At 27.8% G+C, this 15,871-nt stretch carries 17 protein-coding genes; 7 read left to right on the plus strand and 10 right to left on the minus strand.

The genetic code is table 11. The features are described from left to right. Window positions 1-91: 91 nt before the first annotated feature. Window positions 92-1,585, minus strand: a complete 1,494-nt coding sequence (locus tag BLV71_RS05615) for an MBL fold metallo-hydrolase (RefSeq protein WP_093869600.1) — start codon at window positions 1,583-1,585, stop codon at window positions 92-94. A 468-nt stretch (window positions 1,586-2,053) separates the two neighbouring features. On the opposite strand from BLV71_RS05615, the gene BLV71_RS05620 reads away from it, so the two are divergent. Then, complete coding sequence (locus tag BLV71_RS05620) at window positions 2,054-2,734, plus strand: sensor histidine kinase (protein ID WP_255405124.1); 681 nt, start codon at window positions 2,054-2,056, stop codon at window positions 2,732-2,734. Window positions 2,735-2,741: 7 nt separating this feature from the next. Continuing rightward, the gene (locus tag BLV71_RS05625; RefSeq protein ID WP_093869601.1) at window positions 2,742-3,431 is read left to right on the plus strand and encodes a LytR/AlgR family response regulator transcription factor; all 690 of its coding nucleotides are present in this window, start codon (window positions 2,742-2,744) and stop codon (window positions 3,429-3,431) included. 9 nt (window positions 3,432-3,440) lie between these two features. Here BLV71_RS05625 and BLV71_RS05630 read toward each other — a convergent pair whose 3' ends face one another. From BLV71_RS05630 to BLV71_RS05650, 5 genes are all read right to left on the minus strand, one after another. Then, window positions 3,441-4,451, minus strand: a complete 1,011-nt coding sequence (locus BLV71_RS05630; RefSeq protein ID WP_093869602.1) for a hypothetical protein — start codon at window positions 4,449-4,451, stop codon at window positions 3,441-3,443. Window positions 4,452-4,523: 72 nt separating this feature from the next. Next, the gene (locus BLV71_RS05635) at window positions 4,524-5,807 is read right to left on the minus strand and encodes a metal-dependent hydrolase family protein (RefSeq protein ID WP_093869603.1); all 1,284 of its coding nucleotides are present in this window, start codon (window positions 5,805-5,807) and stop codon (window positions 4,524-4,526) included. Window positions 5,808-5,938: 131 nt separating this feature from the next. Then, window positions 5,939-6,853, minus strand: a complete 915-nt coding sequence (locus BLV71_RS05640; RefSeq protein WP_093869604.1) for a glutaminase — start codon at window positions 6,851-6,853, stop codon at window positions 5,939-5,941. Window positions 6,854-6,857: 4 nt separating this feature from the next. Next, window positions 6,858-7,469 (minus strand): FAD-dependent oxidoreductase, encoded by a 612-nt coding sequence (locus tag BLV71_RS05645; protein ID WP_093869605.1) that lies wholly within the window; start codon window positions 7,467-7,469, stop codon window positions 6,858-6,860. Next, entirely contained in the window at window positions 7,470-8,051 is a 582-nt protein-coding gene (locus BLV71_RS05650) for a MarC family protein (protein WP_093869606.1), read from the minus strand. Window positions 8,052-8,199: 148 nt separating this feature from the next. Between BLV71_RS05650 and BLV71_RS05655 the strand changes: the two genes are divergently transcribed. The 5 genes from BLV71_RS05655 to BLV71_RS05675 all read left to right on the plus strand — a co-directional run bounded on the left by BLV71_RS05655 (window position 8,200) and on the right by BLV71_RS05675 (window position 12,489). Further along, complete coding sequence (locus BLV71_RS05655) at window positions 8,200-8,772, plus strand: DUF3109 family protein (protein ID WP_093869607.1); 573 nt, start codon at window positions 8,200-8,202, stop codon at window positions 8,770-8,772. 67 nt (window positions 8,773-8,839) lie between these two features. After that, window positions 8,840-9,685 carry a helix-turn-helix domain-containing protein gene (locus BLV71_RS05660; protein ID WP_093869608.1) on the plus strand — a complete coding sequence of 282 codons (846 nt, stop codon included), beginning with the start codon at window positions 8,840-8,842 and terminating at the stop codon, window positions 9,683-9,685. Window positions 9,686-10,081: 396 nt separating this feature from the next. Next, window positions 10,082-10,639, plus strand: coding sequence for a carboxymuconolactone decarboxylase family protein (locus tag BLV71_RS05665; RefSeq protein ID WP_093869609.1), 558 nt, complete (start codon window positions 10,082-10,084; stop codon window positions 10,637-10,639). A 34-nt stretch (window positions 10,640-10,673) separates the two neighbouring features. Continuing rightward, the gene (locus BLV71_RS05670; protein WP_093869610.1) at window positions 10,674-11,036 is read left to right on the plus strand and encodes a cupredoxin domain-containing protein; all 363 of its coding nucleotides are present in this window, start codon (window positions 10,674-10,676) and stop codon (window positions 11,034-11,036) included. Between the two features lie 286 nt (window positions 11,037-11,322). Then, entirely contained in the window at window positions 11,323-12,489 is a 1,167-nt protein-coding gene (locus BLV71_RS05675; RefSeq protein WP_093869611.1) for a kinetochore Spc7 family protein, read from the plus strand. 62 nt (window positions 12,490-12,551) lie between these two features. Here the strand turns inward: BLV71_RS05675 and BLV71_RS05680 are convergent, their stop codons facing one another. The 4 genes from BLV71_RS05680 to pheS all read right to left on the minus strand — a co-directional run bounded on the left by BLV71_RS05680 (window position 12,552) and on the right by pheS (window position 15,773). Beyond that, window positions 12,552-13,556: a hypothetical protein gene (locus BLV71_RS05680; RefSeq protein WP_093869612.1), complete on the minus strand. Its 1,005-nt coding sequence runs from the start codon at window positions 13,554-13,556 to the stop codon at window positions 12,552-12,554. Between the two features lie 257 nt (window positions 13,557-13,813). Next, on the minus strand, window positions 13,814-14,209 hold the full coding sequence (locus BLV71_RS05685; RefSeq protein ID WP_093869613.1) for a hypothetical protein: 396 nt from the start codon (window positions 14,207-14,209) through the stop codon (window positions 13,814-13,816). Continuing rightward, window positions 14,210-14,749: a phosphatase PAP2 family protein gene (locus tag BLV71_RS05690; RefSeq protein ID WP_093869614.1), complete on the minus strand. Its 540-nt coding sequence runs from the start codon at window positions 14,747-14,749 to the stop codon at window positions 14,210-14,212. A 4-nt stretch (window positions 14,750-14,753) separates the two neighbouring features. Then, on the minus strand, window positions 14,754-15,773 hold the full coding sequence (pheS, locus tag BLV71_RS05695) for a phenylalanine--tRNA ligase subunit alpha (RefSeq protein ID WP_093869615.1): 1,020 nt from the start codon (window positions 15,771-15,773) through the stop codon (window positions 14,754-14,756). Window positions 15,774-15,871: the final 98 nt, after the last annotated feature.

The raw sequence follows: 15,871 nt of genomic DNA on the forward strand, positions 1-15,871 counted from the left end.
GTTATAAAATAGCTTGTTAGAAGAAAAATAATTGTTATCGTTTTTTTTCATGTTATATTGATTATTAAACCTTATTTTTTAATTAAAGCTCCTATTGCATTGATTTTTCTAAATCTTGAAAAGGAATAATAGTTTTTACTTTATGACTTTCTACTGGCCAGGATTGAATAATAGTTTTTACATTCAATTTTAACTCTTGGATACTATTATATAATCCTCTTTGTCTAGCATTGGCTTTACCAATAACTCCTGTTTTTGGAATCCAACAAAGGTCATCTTGGAATAGTAGTTTTTCTTTAGGGAAGTAGTATATCAAGTAATCTTTAGTATGTGCTGACTTTTCTCCTATAAAGTAAATGTTCAACTTGTTTTTATTCCCAATTATAAGGCTATCTTGTATTGTTTGAGTTTTTAATTTTTTTGGTTCAAAGTGTAAACTATCAGGTTGAATACTATGGGATGCATTCCCTATATATTCAATATATTCTTTACTAATTTTTGTACACAAAATAGTTGCTTCTTTATGTACAAAAGCTCTTACTCCTCCTAAATAGTGAGGATGATGATGACCAAAAACAAAATACTTTATTGGTTTAGAAGGAGCTATTTTTTTTACTTCCGATATAATAAGTTCTCCATTTCTACTATTAAGAGGCGCTTCTGCTACTAACATAAAATCTTCAAACTCAACAACCATAATTTTATCTTCAGTATGTATTAGATTTATGAAATGAATAAAATCATTGTACTTCTCTGTTTTTATTTGAGTTTTGTTTTCCGGTTTTGAAGTAATAAATCTGTAATCATTAGGTTTGTAAAGTAGCTGTAGTTTATCAGGTATTATTTCTAAGTTATAAATTGCTACTTTATCAACTACTTTTTCATTAATTTTTTTAATTTTAATTTTACTCGGATAGTTTAACGTTTTACTTTTTTTATACGATGAATATATATAAGATGTAACCACATCTCCATACAATTCATCGTAGGTTAAATAGGTGATTTTATTAATTAGATTTGTTGATTTATTGATATGTAATTCAACAGGGATTTCACCAATATTTATTGAGTAAATGTTACTTTCTGGACTTGTTTTTGTGGCTAATTTATTTGTGTTTTCAACAAAATAATTAAGTAAATAAATAGGGGAGTACCTAGCAGATTTAATTAATTGTTCCAAGTACATTTTATTGGTAATTGGACTTAATGTTTTTTTACCATAATCTACATGCAATAATGTGTTCTTATAATATTCAATTTTAGAATAATATTTTCTTTTACGTTTGGTTGTTAATGTATCATTTTTTAAAAATCGGTTTTGATTAACCCATATATTTCCACAGATTGAATATTTTGTTTTTTCCCAAGGTTTAAAGTTATGTCCTAATTTATTTAACTCTTCATTAAAATAAAACGTAACAAGGTTTTTATCTATAATTTTACCCTGCTTTTCCCAACATTTTTTAAGAGGTGTAGTTGTTGAGAAAGACTCCATTGTTACTATTAAAACTGAAATAATTAAAAAGGGTATACTATAAATACGCACTTTTTGTTTTATGTTCAATGTTGTGTACTTGTTTCTCATATATTAGATGTAATGATCTTCACGAAAATATTACAGATCTAGCTAGTTAAAAAAAGATAAGTACCTACAGCATAAAAACTTGTATTAACAACCTCAATACCGCAGTACGTACTATTTAAATAGTAGTTGATACTTGTTTTTTGATTAATGGAGCTATTTTCATACCTTCCTAAATAATTTATGCAAACACTAAAAAAACATAGTACACAAATACTAATTCATCTTCTTTTTTGGATGTTGTTTGTATTTGTATCTTTATTTGTTTTCACTCCCTATTATTGGGCTGAAAATCCATTTTTACAGTACTTTTTTATATTGGTTGTACTAGTTTATGTTAATAACCAATTATTGCTTCCATTTTTTGTAAGGAAGAAATGGTATCTTTTGTATACTTTCTTATTTCTTTTAATTTCATTTTTAGCAACACAATTATATTGTAATGTATTTGCACTTTGTGGTTGCTCAATTATGAAGTGTTTAAGTGATTATTTATGGCAAACTCTAGTTCCGCTTATCTTTTTTGCATTTGTATGGATTTTATTCAGATATATTGATCAAACTAAGGAAGTAGAAAAGATTAAGCAAGAGAGAACAGAAATGGAATTGAAATTTTTAAAATCACAGATAAATCCACATGTTTTATTTAATAATTTAAATACAATTTATTCTTATTCAATTGAAAAACCGAATGAAACACCAGATTTGATTTTAAAATTATCAGATAATTTAAAACATGTTTTATACGAGAGTAATGCTAAAAAAGTTAGTTTAAAAAAGGAGATCCATTTTATTAAAAACTATATTGAGTTTCATAAAATTAGAACTGAAGGTCTTAAACAAATAAATTATGAAGTATTTGTTGATAAGGATTACCATCAAATAGCTCCTTTATTACTTATAACGATTATTGAAAACGCTTTTAAGCATAGTAGAGTTAATAGTATTGTAGATATACAACTAAGGGTAAAAAACAACCGATTAAAGTGTGTTTGTAAAAATGATTATGATAATACTAAAAAGGTAAATGAAAATACAATAGGGTTAAATAACTTAAAAAAACGATTAGATTTATTGTATAAAGAAGATTATGAGTTGTTAGTAGAAAAGCGCGGTCAATACATTGTTACACTTATATTAAACTTAGCGTAGGTAAATTATGAATTGTATTATAATAGAAGATGAAATGCCAGCTCAAAGAATTTTAAAAAATTATATTAATAAAATTCCTGATTTAACACTTCTTGATAATTTTCAAACAGCTACGAATGCTAATGAATTTTTTAAAAAAGAAACTGTTGATCTTGTGTTGTTAGATATAAATTTACCAGATATATCTGGGTTAGATTTTATTAAAACTATTAAAAATCCACCAAAGATTATCATGACAACAGCTTACCCAGATTATGCTGTAGATAGTTTTGAACTGGATACCATTGTTGATTATTTAGTGAAACCTTTTTCTTTTGATCGGTTTTTGAAGGCAATTAATAAAGCTGAAAATCGAATTAATCATCAGGAAAAAACACAAAAAAAAGCCATTTTTTTAAATATAGACAAAACAATACATAAACTATATGTAGAAGATATATTATATATAGAATCTGACAGAAATTATGTTACATTTTTTACTCAAAATAAAAAGCTAAGTGTTATTGATTCTTTAAAAAAGTGGGCAGAAGTATTGAGTTCAAAACAGTTTATTCAAATACATAAATCATATATTATAAATATAAAAAAGATTGAAAAATACTCAGGAAGTAACGTTTTTATAAATACACAAAAGCTTCCGTTAGGAAGAACGTATAAAAATAGTTTTTCAGAAAGTATTAATTCTAGTAAGAGTTAAATAGTATTACTAAGAAATATGCTTGCTTAGTTCATTTTTAAATTCAACTTTTTGATCTATAAAAATCGCTAAAGATGTTGCTTTTTTAGTGAAACCATAAAAACTGTTAAATGAAATTTCATTTTTTAAGTGTACAACTAAATTATGACCTAAAGAATTTCCAAAAGGTGAAAAATACTTAATAGTAGTTTTTTCTGGTAATTCTTTAGATGAAATTTCTATTTTTTCAATATTTTCAAAAGGTATAGCGGCTTTTGATAAAATACCAAACTTTAATATTAATTGTTTTTTTTCAGTATCAATATAACAAGGTCTTTTAGATAATGATTTCATAACTGCAATTACCTGAAGAGCAGTATAGGCACTTAAAATACCTAAAACTAATGAACCATTAATATTACCCTGTTTCATCATAGTGTGTGTAACAAACATTTCTATAATTACAACTAATAAAAAACCAAGAACTAAACTAATAGCCGTTCCTTCTTTATGATAGGTATACTCTAAATCATCATATTGTCGTTTTTTCCAATTTAAAAGACTATAGTAAATAACTGCAATTTCAGTAGCTAAAATAATTCCTGCTTTTGAAGGTAAAATTTTAGTACAAACCTGTTGGGCCTGATCAAAAAAATCTAAAGTAGCATCATTGTTTTTTCTTATTTCTTTGGCTGATTTTCGTACAGTTATAATTATATATACTAGTAAAGAAGTTTCTAATAATGGTATTAATACTACTTGTATTCTAGATAATACTTCTAAGTTTTCTTTTGGAAGAATATAATTTGAAATAACAAAACCTAAAATAAGAACAGTTATAATAGATTTTTTAGAGATCTCTTTTTTTCTAATTAAAAAGAAATGAACTAAAGGTATAGTAATTAAAAAATCGATTATTACAAAAGGAGATAAATTGGGAGTAAAAAAAGATGATTTTACCATTACTATAAGTGATAAAATCATCAATAAAGGAATTCCGTAAACTATTAAGCTTTCTCTTGTTTTAAAAGTATTTTGCATAACACATTTATTATTTAAATTACTACTATTAATTAGTAGCTTTAAAATGTGTTTTGTTACGGTTTTTTAGAATTATTTTCTCTTGTAAACGATACCGTTTTTCATTACAAAAACAACATTTTCCATAGTATTTATATTTACAGTAGGATCTTCATTTACAGCAATAATATCAGCATAAAAACCTTTTTTTATTTGCCCAATTTCAGTGTCCATTTTTAAAATTTTGGCATTGGTTATGGTTGCTGCTTGAATTGTTTCCATAGCAGGCATACCTACCTCAACCATATACCCAAATTCTTTTCCATTATTACCATGCTTAAAAACACCAGCATCAGTACCAAAAGCAATACCAACTCCTTTTTTATATGCCTTTGCAAAAGTTCCTTGAATTTGAGGGCCAACTTTTAAAGCTTTTGGTACTACTATGTCAGGATAAAATCCTTTTATTTTAGCTTTTTCTTCTACTTCTTTTCCAGCGGTTATCGTTGGAACTAAGTATACATCGTTTTTAATCATTAATTCCATTGTTGTAGTACTCATGTAAGTACCGTGTTCAATAGTTTTAACTCCTCCTAAAATGGCACGTTGCATACCTTCATCACCATGAGCATGGGCAGCTACATGCATTCCATAATCTTTGGCTGTTTCACAAATAGCTTTAATTTCTTCAATGGTAAATTGAGGGTTATCTCCACTTTTAGCAACACTTAAAACACCACCCGTAGCCGTTATTTTAATACAATCAGCACCATTTTTATAACGTTGGCGTACAGCTTTTTTTGCATCTTCAACACTATTAACAACCCCTTCTTTAGGTCCAGGGTTACCTGTTAAAACTCTACTACTACCATTTGTTGGGTCAGCATGACCTCCAGTGGTTGCTAATGACTTACCTGCAGTGAAAACTCTTGGCCCTGGAATTTTACCAGCGTCAATAGCTTTTCTAATAGCAATGTTTACTCCAGTACCACCTAAATCTCTAACAGTTGTAAAACCTTTTAACAATGTTGTTTTTGCAAAACCAACGGAATTAAAAGCAACATCAGCTTCATTTAAAATATATCTATTTAAACGTGTTTTAGCACTAAATTCTTGCTCTATATGCACATGCATATCAATAAGCCCAGCCATAACCACTTTGTTCTTTAAATCGATTGTTTTTGCAGTTTTACTTTTTGGAGCTACATAACCATCAATAACATTAACAATTTTATTTTGTTCAACTATAATTGTTTGTTTTTCTTTGATTTTTCCTTCTTTGGTATCAACTAATTTACCACACAATATATACGTAGTTTGAGCTTGAATTGAAATAGTTGTGATTAGAAGTAATAGTAGAAATTTTATTTTAGTCATAGTATATCGTGGTTAATAAAACCCTAAATATAAGCTTTTAAAAAACTAAATAATAGTACTCTTTAGAATTCACAAAAAAGTTTGTTTTTAATAAATTTTAATGAGAAATAAGAAAATATAAAGTTTATTGTTTAAAAGATTGATAATTTAGAAGCTGTAGTAAACTTTTCTAAAAATTGTATTCCTTTAAAAGAGTTTCCTTTTTTATTTAACTTTGGACTCCAAACTGTAATTGCATAATGTCCAGGATGTACAGCAACAATACCACCTCCAACACCACTTTTACCAGGTAAACCTACCTTAAAAGCAAATTCACCAGACTCATCATAAAAACCACATGTTTGCATAAGAGCATTGATTCTTTTAGATTGACTTTGTGTTAAAACTTGATTATTAGTATGTGGATTTATACCCTTATTAGCTAAAAACAAAAAAGTGTTTGATAGTTCTTTAGCACTCATTTCAAGAGAACAGATATCAAAATAAAAATCTAGTACTTCAGAAGGGGCGTTTTGAATGTTATTAAAAGACTTTATAAAATTACACAGGGCAATGTTTCTATAGCCAACAGATTTTTCAGAAGTAGCTATTTTACTAGAATAGTTAATTTTTTCAGAACCAGATAAATTTCTGATAAAAGATAAAAAATCCTCTTTAGGATACTTTAATTTACTTAATAAAATATCAGCTATAACTATAGCACCAGCATTAATGAATGGGTTTCTAGGTATTCCTTTATCGGTTTCAAGTTGTATTAATGAATTATAACTTGTGCCAGAAGGTTCAACACCTAATCTATTCCAAATGGTTTCACCAAGTATGTTGTATGCTAAACTTAATGACAATACTTTTGAAATACTTTGAATAGAAAACTTTTCAGCATAGTCACCAACTCCGTAATTAGAGTTATTGGTTGAAGCAATGTATATACCAAATTTATTAGTGTCAATGTTTTGTAATTCAGGGATATAAGAAGCGATTTTCCCTGTATCTTCAATCTTCTTTATTTCAAGAAAAAGACGTTGTATAATAGTATCAAAACTCATTTGTTTATTCTACTTTTTTATCATGTACTTTTGTAGGTACATGATTATTCCAAACTGTTAAAATATCAGTAGCAACACTTGCACCACTTCCTGCAGCTATAGCAAATTGACTTCTCCAACCAGCAAGCGTTCCACAAACATATAATCCTTCTTTTATTAAGTGATTAAAATTGCGTAGTTGAATTCTATCTTTCATGGCATTGGCCCTTGAATGACGTTCAATATATTGTTCAAGTCCAGCAATATCAAAAGGCTTTGAATAGTTTAATGCTATTACAACGTTTTTACTGAAATATTCATTTTTATTTGTAACAATTTTATACCCTTTTTTATCGTCAAGCACAGCAACAACTTTTTCGTTTTCTATTTGAGAAACGTTTGGATATAAGTTTTTTAATTGGTCTCTACCTTCTGTTAAAATATCTTTACCTAAGGTGCCAGCTGGTAATCCTAAAACATTATTAAATAAAGCATCTTTTAAATGTGAAGAACGTTGATGTAAAATTATACCAACTTTTTTATTTAAAGCATATTCTTTTTTTTGAGCAGACCCTAAAACTAAGGCACATTGCATACCAGCAACACCACCTCCAACAATTAAAGTATTAAAAATCATTTACGCCATTAACATTTTAATGTTTGCAGCAAATAATTTAACAGCAATAGCTAATAATACTACACCAAATATTTTTCTAATAATTTTAATACCGTTTTGACCTATCATCTTTTCAATTCTAGCAGAAGTTTTTAATACCCCATAAATTAAAAATACATTTAAAAGGATAGCTATTAAAATGTTTTCCCAAGAATATTCAGCTCTTAAAGAAAGTAATGTAGTTAAACTACCAGGACCTGCTATTAATGGAAATGCAATTGGAAATACAGAAGCATTTAATGCTTCATCATCATCTTCTTTATATAAGGTAATACCTAAAATCATTTCTAAAGCAATAAAAAACAAAATAAAAGCTCCAGCTACCGCAAAAGAATGTACATCAATTCCTATAAAACCTAATAGCTGTTCTCCTAAAAACAGAAATATTATCATAATAACACCAGCAATAACAGATGCTTTTTCTGATTGTATATGTCCTACTTTTTTACGTAAGTCAATAATTATAGGTATGTTACCAATAATATCGATTACCGCAAATAATACCATAAAGGCTGTAAAAATTTCTTTTAAATTAAAATTCATGATACATTGTTTTTCATCTGCAAAATTAGATAAGTAAACTTACAATCTGTTATTTTTGCATTAAATTTTACACAAACGTAATATAAGACTTTATCTTTTAGTTTGTGAAATTAATTAATTTTCAAACATAAATAATATAAAACAATATATGTTTCAACTAGGAAAAACAATTGTTTCAGAGGACCTTATAGAAAAAGAGTTTGTTTGTAATTTATCTGCCTGTAAGGGTGCTTGTTGTATTGATGGTGATGCTGGGGCTCCTTTAGATGAAGAAGAAACTAAGATTTTAGAAAAAATTTATCCTACGATAAAACCTTTTTTACGTAAAGAAGGTATTGATGCCATTGAAAAACAAGGAACTTGGATTAAAGGTGATTTTGGCGAGCTCGAAACTCCTTTAATAAATGATGCTGATTGTGCGTATGTTATTTTTGATGAAAAAAACACAGCTTTGTGTGCTATTGAAGAGGCTTATAATCAAGGTTTAGTCGATTGGAAAAAACCAGTATCTTGTCATTTATACCCTGTAAGAATAAAAGACTACAGTGAGTTTTCTGCAGTAAATTATGATAAATGGGAAATTTGTGATGATGCTTGTTCTTTAGGAAAAGAGTTACAGGTTCCTGTTTATAAGTTTGTGAAACAAGCATTAGTAAGGAAATTTGGACAAAATTGGTATGATGAATTAGAAAAGTTAGCAGAAAATCATAAAAAAAAGTAGTGTTTTTTAATTAATATTTGTGTCAGCTACCTTCTTTTTTACGACCAAGAATAAATAAAGTACATTGATGGCAATTCAAGAAGTAAAAACATATAATTTTCAAAGTATATTTTCATTACAGTTAGTGGAGTTTGAAAAAGCTTGCATTGTTAATGAGCCTAAACAAGTTGATGATTATAAAATTTTTTGGATAAAAGAAGGAAAAGGAACTTATAATATCGATTTTAAAAGTTATTCTTTTAATGGAAATGTATTGTTTTTCTTATCACCAGGACAAGTTTTTACAGTAGATTCAGAAAAAATAAAAGAAGCATATCAATTAAGTTTTTCAAGAGATTTTTATTGCATTCAAACTCATGATACTGAAATAGCATGTAATGGTGTGTTGTTTAATAATGTTTATGAAACTCCATTTGTATCTCCTACAAACAGAGATACTGAAAAATTAAACTTTATATTAAGTAACTTGATAGAAGAATTTGAATTAGAAGAAACCGCGCAATATGATATGTTGCAGTCCTTTCTTAAGCAGTTTATTATTTATTCTGTACGAATTAAAAAAGGATATGATACTGTAAAGGAAGATTTAGAAACTAAATTATTTAAAGATTTTAGTTTATTAGTAGAACAAAATTTTAAAAAACTACATAGCGTTACTGATTACGCTAAACGATTAGGAGTATCTCCAAAATCTCTTACAAAACATTTTCAGAAAATAGGTACACAAACTCCAAGTGATTTTATTAAGAACAGAATAATTATAGAAGCTAAAAGACAGCTTATCTATTCTTCTGATGCAATAAAACACATTGCTTTTGATTTAGGATTTAATGATCCAGCTTATTTTTCTCGTTTTTTTACTAAATCAGCGGGGCAATCTCCAAAGCAATTTCAAAAAGAGCAAAAGTCATAAGCTCTTCTAATATTTAACTTTATAAAAAACTCGTAACACAAGGGGAAGCTACGAGTATAGAAGGGTTTTAATTCTAGATAAATAACATTTGTTAGCTTGTTGTTTGTCTAGGTTAGCAAATATATAGCAAGCTGTAATTCAAAACATTAACATAGGTTAATAAACTTCTTTTTTTATTTATTTCATACTTGTCCAAGTAACAGGAACTTTTGTCCATTTTTTAAAGTGTGTCTCCGTCGCATCTTTGTATCAGAATTAAAAACAAAGAATTATGAGAGCAGAAAATATCCAATGCCCTAACTGTTGGGGATATCAAGAGTACGATGATCAATTTCCTGAAAGAGAAATGTGTAATTGTGAAAAAACAAATAAATAAAATTTAAAATAAATAAAATTATGAGTACAAGAATTGAAACATTAAACCCTGACACAACTACTGGAAAATCAAAAGAATTATTTGACGCTGTGCAAAGCAAACTAGGATTTATTCCAAATTTAATTAAAGTTTTTGGTAATTCACCAGCAACGTTACAAAGTTATTTAAGCTTAGGTGAATTAACAGCAAGTGGTAATTTTTCTAATAAATTTAGAGAACAGTTAGCGTTAGCAATTGCTGAAGAAAATAAATGTAACTATTGTTTATCAGCTCATACAGCAATTGGTAAAATGAATGGTTTATCTGAAGAAGAAACTGAAGAAAATAGAAAAGGTAAAGCTTCGGAAGAAAAAGTACAAGTAGGGTTGCAATTTGCTCAGAGCATAACTAAAAATAGAGGAAATGTAACTTCAGAAGAAATTAAGGCTTTTAAAGAAGCAGGATATAATGATAGTGATGTTTTAGAAGTAGTGTTAAATGTTGTAGCTAATACATTAACTAACTACGTAAATCATATTGCAGAAACAGAAATTGATTTTCCAAAAGTAGAAGCTGGAAAATATACAGTAAAGGCATAATAAAAATAATAAATAATTTAAAATTTAAGAACACATGAAAAAAGTAATAGCAATCTTAATCGTATTAGTAGGATTTGCATTTCAAGCAAATGCACAAGAAGTAAAAACTGTAGCCCTAGAACAAACTAAAGGGGAGTTTACACAAAAATCATTAACACTATCAGAGGGAACTTATGTTTTTGAAATAGCAAATAATAAAGTAGGTCATGATGTTGGTTTTGTATTAGCTCCTAAAGGTAAGGTTGAGCAGAAAGATCATATAAAAAATGCATATGTAACTTCATTAGTTAAAAACAATGGAAAGTCTACTTCTAAAAAAGTAACTCTTAAAAAAGGAGAGTATGTTTATTTTTGCCCATTAAACCCAACACCACAATATACATTAACAGTGAAGTAATACATTGTTTACGTAGTTTTTAGTATACCTCTTCAGTAAAATGAAGAGGTTTTTATGTATTTATTATTGTTTTAAGTACGCTAATGTTTGAAAAATAGTCGCTTACGGTATTTTTTTAAGATCATAGGTTTAAAATATTAAACTTTGAGATAGCTAAGAAAGTTGAGTAAAAGAAATATAAATCACGATATTGATTTCCTTAAAAATAAGAGAAATAGTATGGTGCTTTGTTTGATTTGTTGATTTTTTTAGTGTCTAATTAAACATATAAACTAAACTTAAAATTATGTCAACAGTAAACAGTCAAATTACAGATGCGGTTACCACTAGCATGAATGAAGCAAACAAATTAATGCACGATGTTAGTACAACTGAAGGAAATACTGCAAAATTAGAAGCAGATGTTAAAACAGTTAGTCAAGATCTACAAACAATAGATAATGATTTAACAATGTCTAAAACGATAAATACAAAATTAAAAGATTTAGATTCTGCATTAAGTGAAGCTGTAGAGTTATTAGAAGTAGTTTCAATAATTCCAGAAATAGGAACTGAAGCATCAGAGTTAAAAAACGTATTATCAACGTTCAAAAAACCTATAGATGAGGCTCTGGATGTTTCTAATAAAGTAGAAAAAGTAGTTGCGCCAATTAGAAATGCTATTGAAAAAGTAGAGCCCAAAGTAAAACAAATTGACGAGGTGTTGTTAAAATTAATGAATGCTGAAAATCAGTTTATAGCTACTTTAGGAGGTGCAATAAATTGTATTAATAGTCTTCCAAATTCAACAGTAAAAACGGAGTTAGTAAACGAAATTGATACAGCAGCAGGTAAGGTTGATCCTGTAGTTTTAACATTTGATGATGCTCAAATAAAAATTTTAAATGGTATAGCTGAAGCTACTGAGGAAGTTGAGAAAATTAAACACTTAGTAATGGGGCTAGTAAGTCTAGAAAATCAAATTAATGCAGTGATGAATGTTTTAAATCCTTTAATTTCTGCTTTAAATTCAGTTAAAAATGTATTAAGTCATACAATACGTGTTCCTTATGGAGGGTATCCTAAAGTTTGTTATAAACATGTTTTAGGAGTAAAAGTACCTTATCCGTGTGGTTGGCATACCGTTTACTTTTCATTTAGTGTAGAACAAATTATAAAAGGAGGACTGAGTGTTATAGGGCCAGTTATGGATTTGTTAAATAAAGCTATGAATGCAGTTTTACAACCAGTATTAAGAGCGTTAAACTTAAATATACATTTACCATCTATACCAGGGCTGAGTATTCTTAATGATTTATCTGAAGATTTGAATTCATTTATAATGAAAGCAATTGACCCTATAAATAACCTTGTAAATGAACTAAATGTTTTTGAAAATATATACAATGATGTTGAAGGATTTATTGCAGAAGTTGAAAAAATAAACAAAGCATGTACAGTACAATTAAAATAACTTGTTTTGATAATGTATTAACTTGATTGTATTGCCTCATCATAAATTATGATGAGGTTTTTTTATAATGAGAATAATGTTTCCTCGTTTATTATTTGATTATAAATGCCGTTTATTTTTTGATACATAGAAGAGAAAAATAATTTTCGATCCACTTCGGCATTTCCTGATATTTTTTTTGATAATTGAATTTTTTTATTAAATGCGCTAATAGTTTCTTCGCAAATAAGATTGTCATCTATTCGTAAATAAGATGTTCTTATGTAGGGTATTAGAAGTGTTTTTGTTTTTTTTGAATTGAAAACTACAGTGTTATTTAAACAAACTAATTTACTATAATACATTTTATTTTTTACACTTGAATTTTCATCCCTAGATTCTTTTTTAATTTTGTTTTCTATACTTGTAATCATTAATTTTAATTCATCACATAATTGTATTGCTTGTTCTTGGTTTGTTAACTTTATTTTATAACAATAATATATTTGATATAAGATACTATTAATTGTATGATCATCCCATATTTCTATACAATTAACCTTTTTAAACGCATTTTTAAAACAAATAGATTCATATATTAAGCTTGAAGAAATATTAAACTTTTCAAAAGCTATCTCTCCTTTTTTAGAATTTTCTTTTGAATTAGGTAAGTTTAATAAAATATATATTTGAAACCTTTGGAGTAAGCTGTTTTGTGGAAAATAATATAAGGGTATATCTTTTGCAGCGTATAATACTTCAGAGTTTTCTAGTTTGGAAAATAAATTAACTAACTTATTACTTTTTATAAAGAAAGACTCTAGGGTGTTATTCGTTTGAAAGTTATAGTTTTTTTGAACCACTATTGATTCCTTTTCTTTAAAGCTATAAATATTGTTCAATGAAACTTTGTAGAATTTAGCAAGAGAAAGAGCTTCCTTAAAAGAAAGCTCAGTTTTATGATTTATTCTTCTATAGGCCGCATCGTAATTTATATCTAAAACGCTAGCTATTTCTTCTACTAGAGAAATATTGTTAGGTAACTTTTGTTTAATTTGACAAAAAAAATATTCTATCTCTTCGTTCATTTGTTGTCTTTTGTAAAAAATGCAAATCAAAATTTCAAAAAATGTAATTTTTTGCGTTCTTCTTTATAGGAAATGAATTTTATTTGTATTATGATAGAGTATACTTTTTGAAGGGTGTATATTCTTTCTTATAGAGATTTTGTATGTATTGCAAGAATTCTTTAATGATAGTCTTCTCTTTTAAGGGAAGGCTATTTCTGTTTATAATACTAGCTTAATAATAGTTTGATAGCTAGCAATATACGAAAAAAATAATATTATGATATTATTACTCCTCTCTTATTAAAAGGTTGAATTATTTGTAAGTTACTCTCTTTTATTGTGTCTTTCTTAAAAGTAAAAGTTTTGTCTTGCAGTGTATTGTTTTCAAAGAAAGTTACTTGAAAACGATTGTCTAAAGCAAATAATTCTGGTTGAATTAATTCAATTTTGGCAATAGAATTACCTGGCAAAAGGTCTATTTTTTTACGAAAAACGGAAGTGGTTTTAGTTTCTGAAAAACCTTGAGAAACAATGACAACCATTTCAATAGCAATGTCTTTTTTATTAATAATATATACGTTCCAGTCATCTGTTTTGTGAACTTCATTGTGCTCTAAAACAATTGCCATTTCTACACCTGAAACTTCTGGTATTTGTATGTCTTTTTTCATCTAAAGAGAATAATTTAAACTTATAGCTATAGTATCTTTGTTAAGGTTACTATTTAATGATATTTTAATTTTATTATTTTTATAGGCTTTGGTAAAAAGATATGAAGATATAAATCCAATACTTGCCCCAGCAATTACATCATAAACATCATGTTTTTTTGCATAAATTCTTGAGTATCCAACATAACTAGCTAATAAGTATGCAGGAAAACCATATTTCCAACCATATCTTTTTTGGATAAAAGCAGCTCCGGTAAAAGCAGCTGAGGTATGTCCTGAAGGAAAACTATAGTTTCCTCCACCTGGTCTTTTTTTATTAATAATTCTTTTTAATGTATGGGTAGCTATAAAAGAAACCCCAAAAGCTTTTATAAATTGCCAATAAGGTTTATCGTTATTTTCAAAAATAAAAGTGCTACCTAAAGCAATTATAGGAATTCCAATCTGAATAATGTCTCCAGATCTTTCTACAAAGCTTTTTTGTGAAAAAATATTAATACTAAAAGAGCAAATAAAAAAAATCAGACAAAAATGCCTCATGTTTTTAGATGATAGATTTAAATTGCTCTAAAAAACGTTTGTCATTTTCATAGAACATACGAATATCTGGAATTTGATATAAAAGCATTGCTATACGCTCAATTCCCATTCCAAAAGCATACCCAGAATATTTAGTAGGGTCAATATTACAGTTCTTTAAAACATTAGGGTCAACCATTCCACAGCCCATAATTTCTAACCATCCAGTACCTTTGGTAATTCTGTAATCGGTTTCAGTTTCAAGTCCCCAATAAATATCAACTTCAGCACTAGGTTCAGTAAAAGGGAAGTATGAAGGACGTAAACGTATTTTAGATTTTCCAAACATCTCTTTAGTGAAATATAATAAAGTTTGTTTTAAATCGGCAAAAGAAACATCAGTGTCAATATATAAACCTTCTACTTGGTGAAAAATACAATGCGCACGAGCAGATATGTCTTCATTACGGAATACTCTTCCTGGAGAAATGGTTCTAATTGGAGGTTCGTTATTTTCCATGTAACGAACTTGTACAGATGATGTATGCGTTCTTAATAAAGTGTCTGGATTTTTATCTATAAAAAATGTATCCTGCATATCACGAGCAGGGTGATACTCTGGTAAATTTAAAGCGGTAAAGTTATGCCAATCATCTTCAATTTCAGGTCCTTCAGAAACAGTAAACCCAATACGATTAAATACCTCAATAATTTGATTTCTTACTAAAGAAATAGGATGGCGTGAACCTAATTCTATTGGTTCAGAAGGACGAGTTAAATCACCATAAATCCCTTTGTCTTCAATAGCATTATCTAAGGCATCATTTAATTCAGCAACTTTACCTTCAGCAGATTTTTTTAGATTGTTTAAAGCTTGCCCAAAATCTTTACGCAATTCAGCATCAACATTCTTAAATTCAGCAAATAAGTCTTTTAACAATCCTTTGCTTCCTAAGTATTTAATTCTGAATGTTTCAACTTCTTCTTTAGACGTTGCTTTAAAAGCTTTTACGTCACCAATCAATTCCTTTACCTTATCTAACATTATTTATTAATCCAAAAAAATTAAGTTGCAAATTTAAGCTTTTTTAGTTAAAAAATGAGGAGATTTCACCTAATAACGAAAACGATGTAGAAAAGTGA

The organism is Tenacibaculum sp. MAR_2010_89 (assembly GCF_900105985.1).
Lineage (GTDB): Bacteria > Bacteroidota > Bacteroidia > Flavobacteriales > Flavobacteriaceae > Polaribacter > Polaribacter halocynthiae.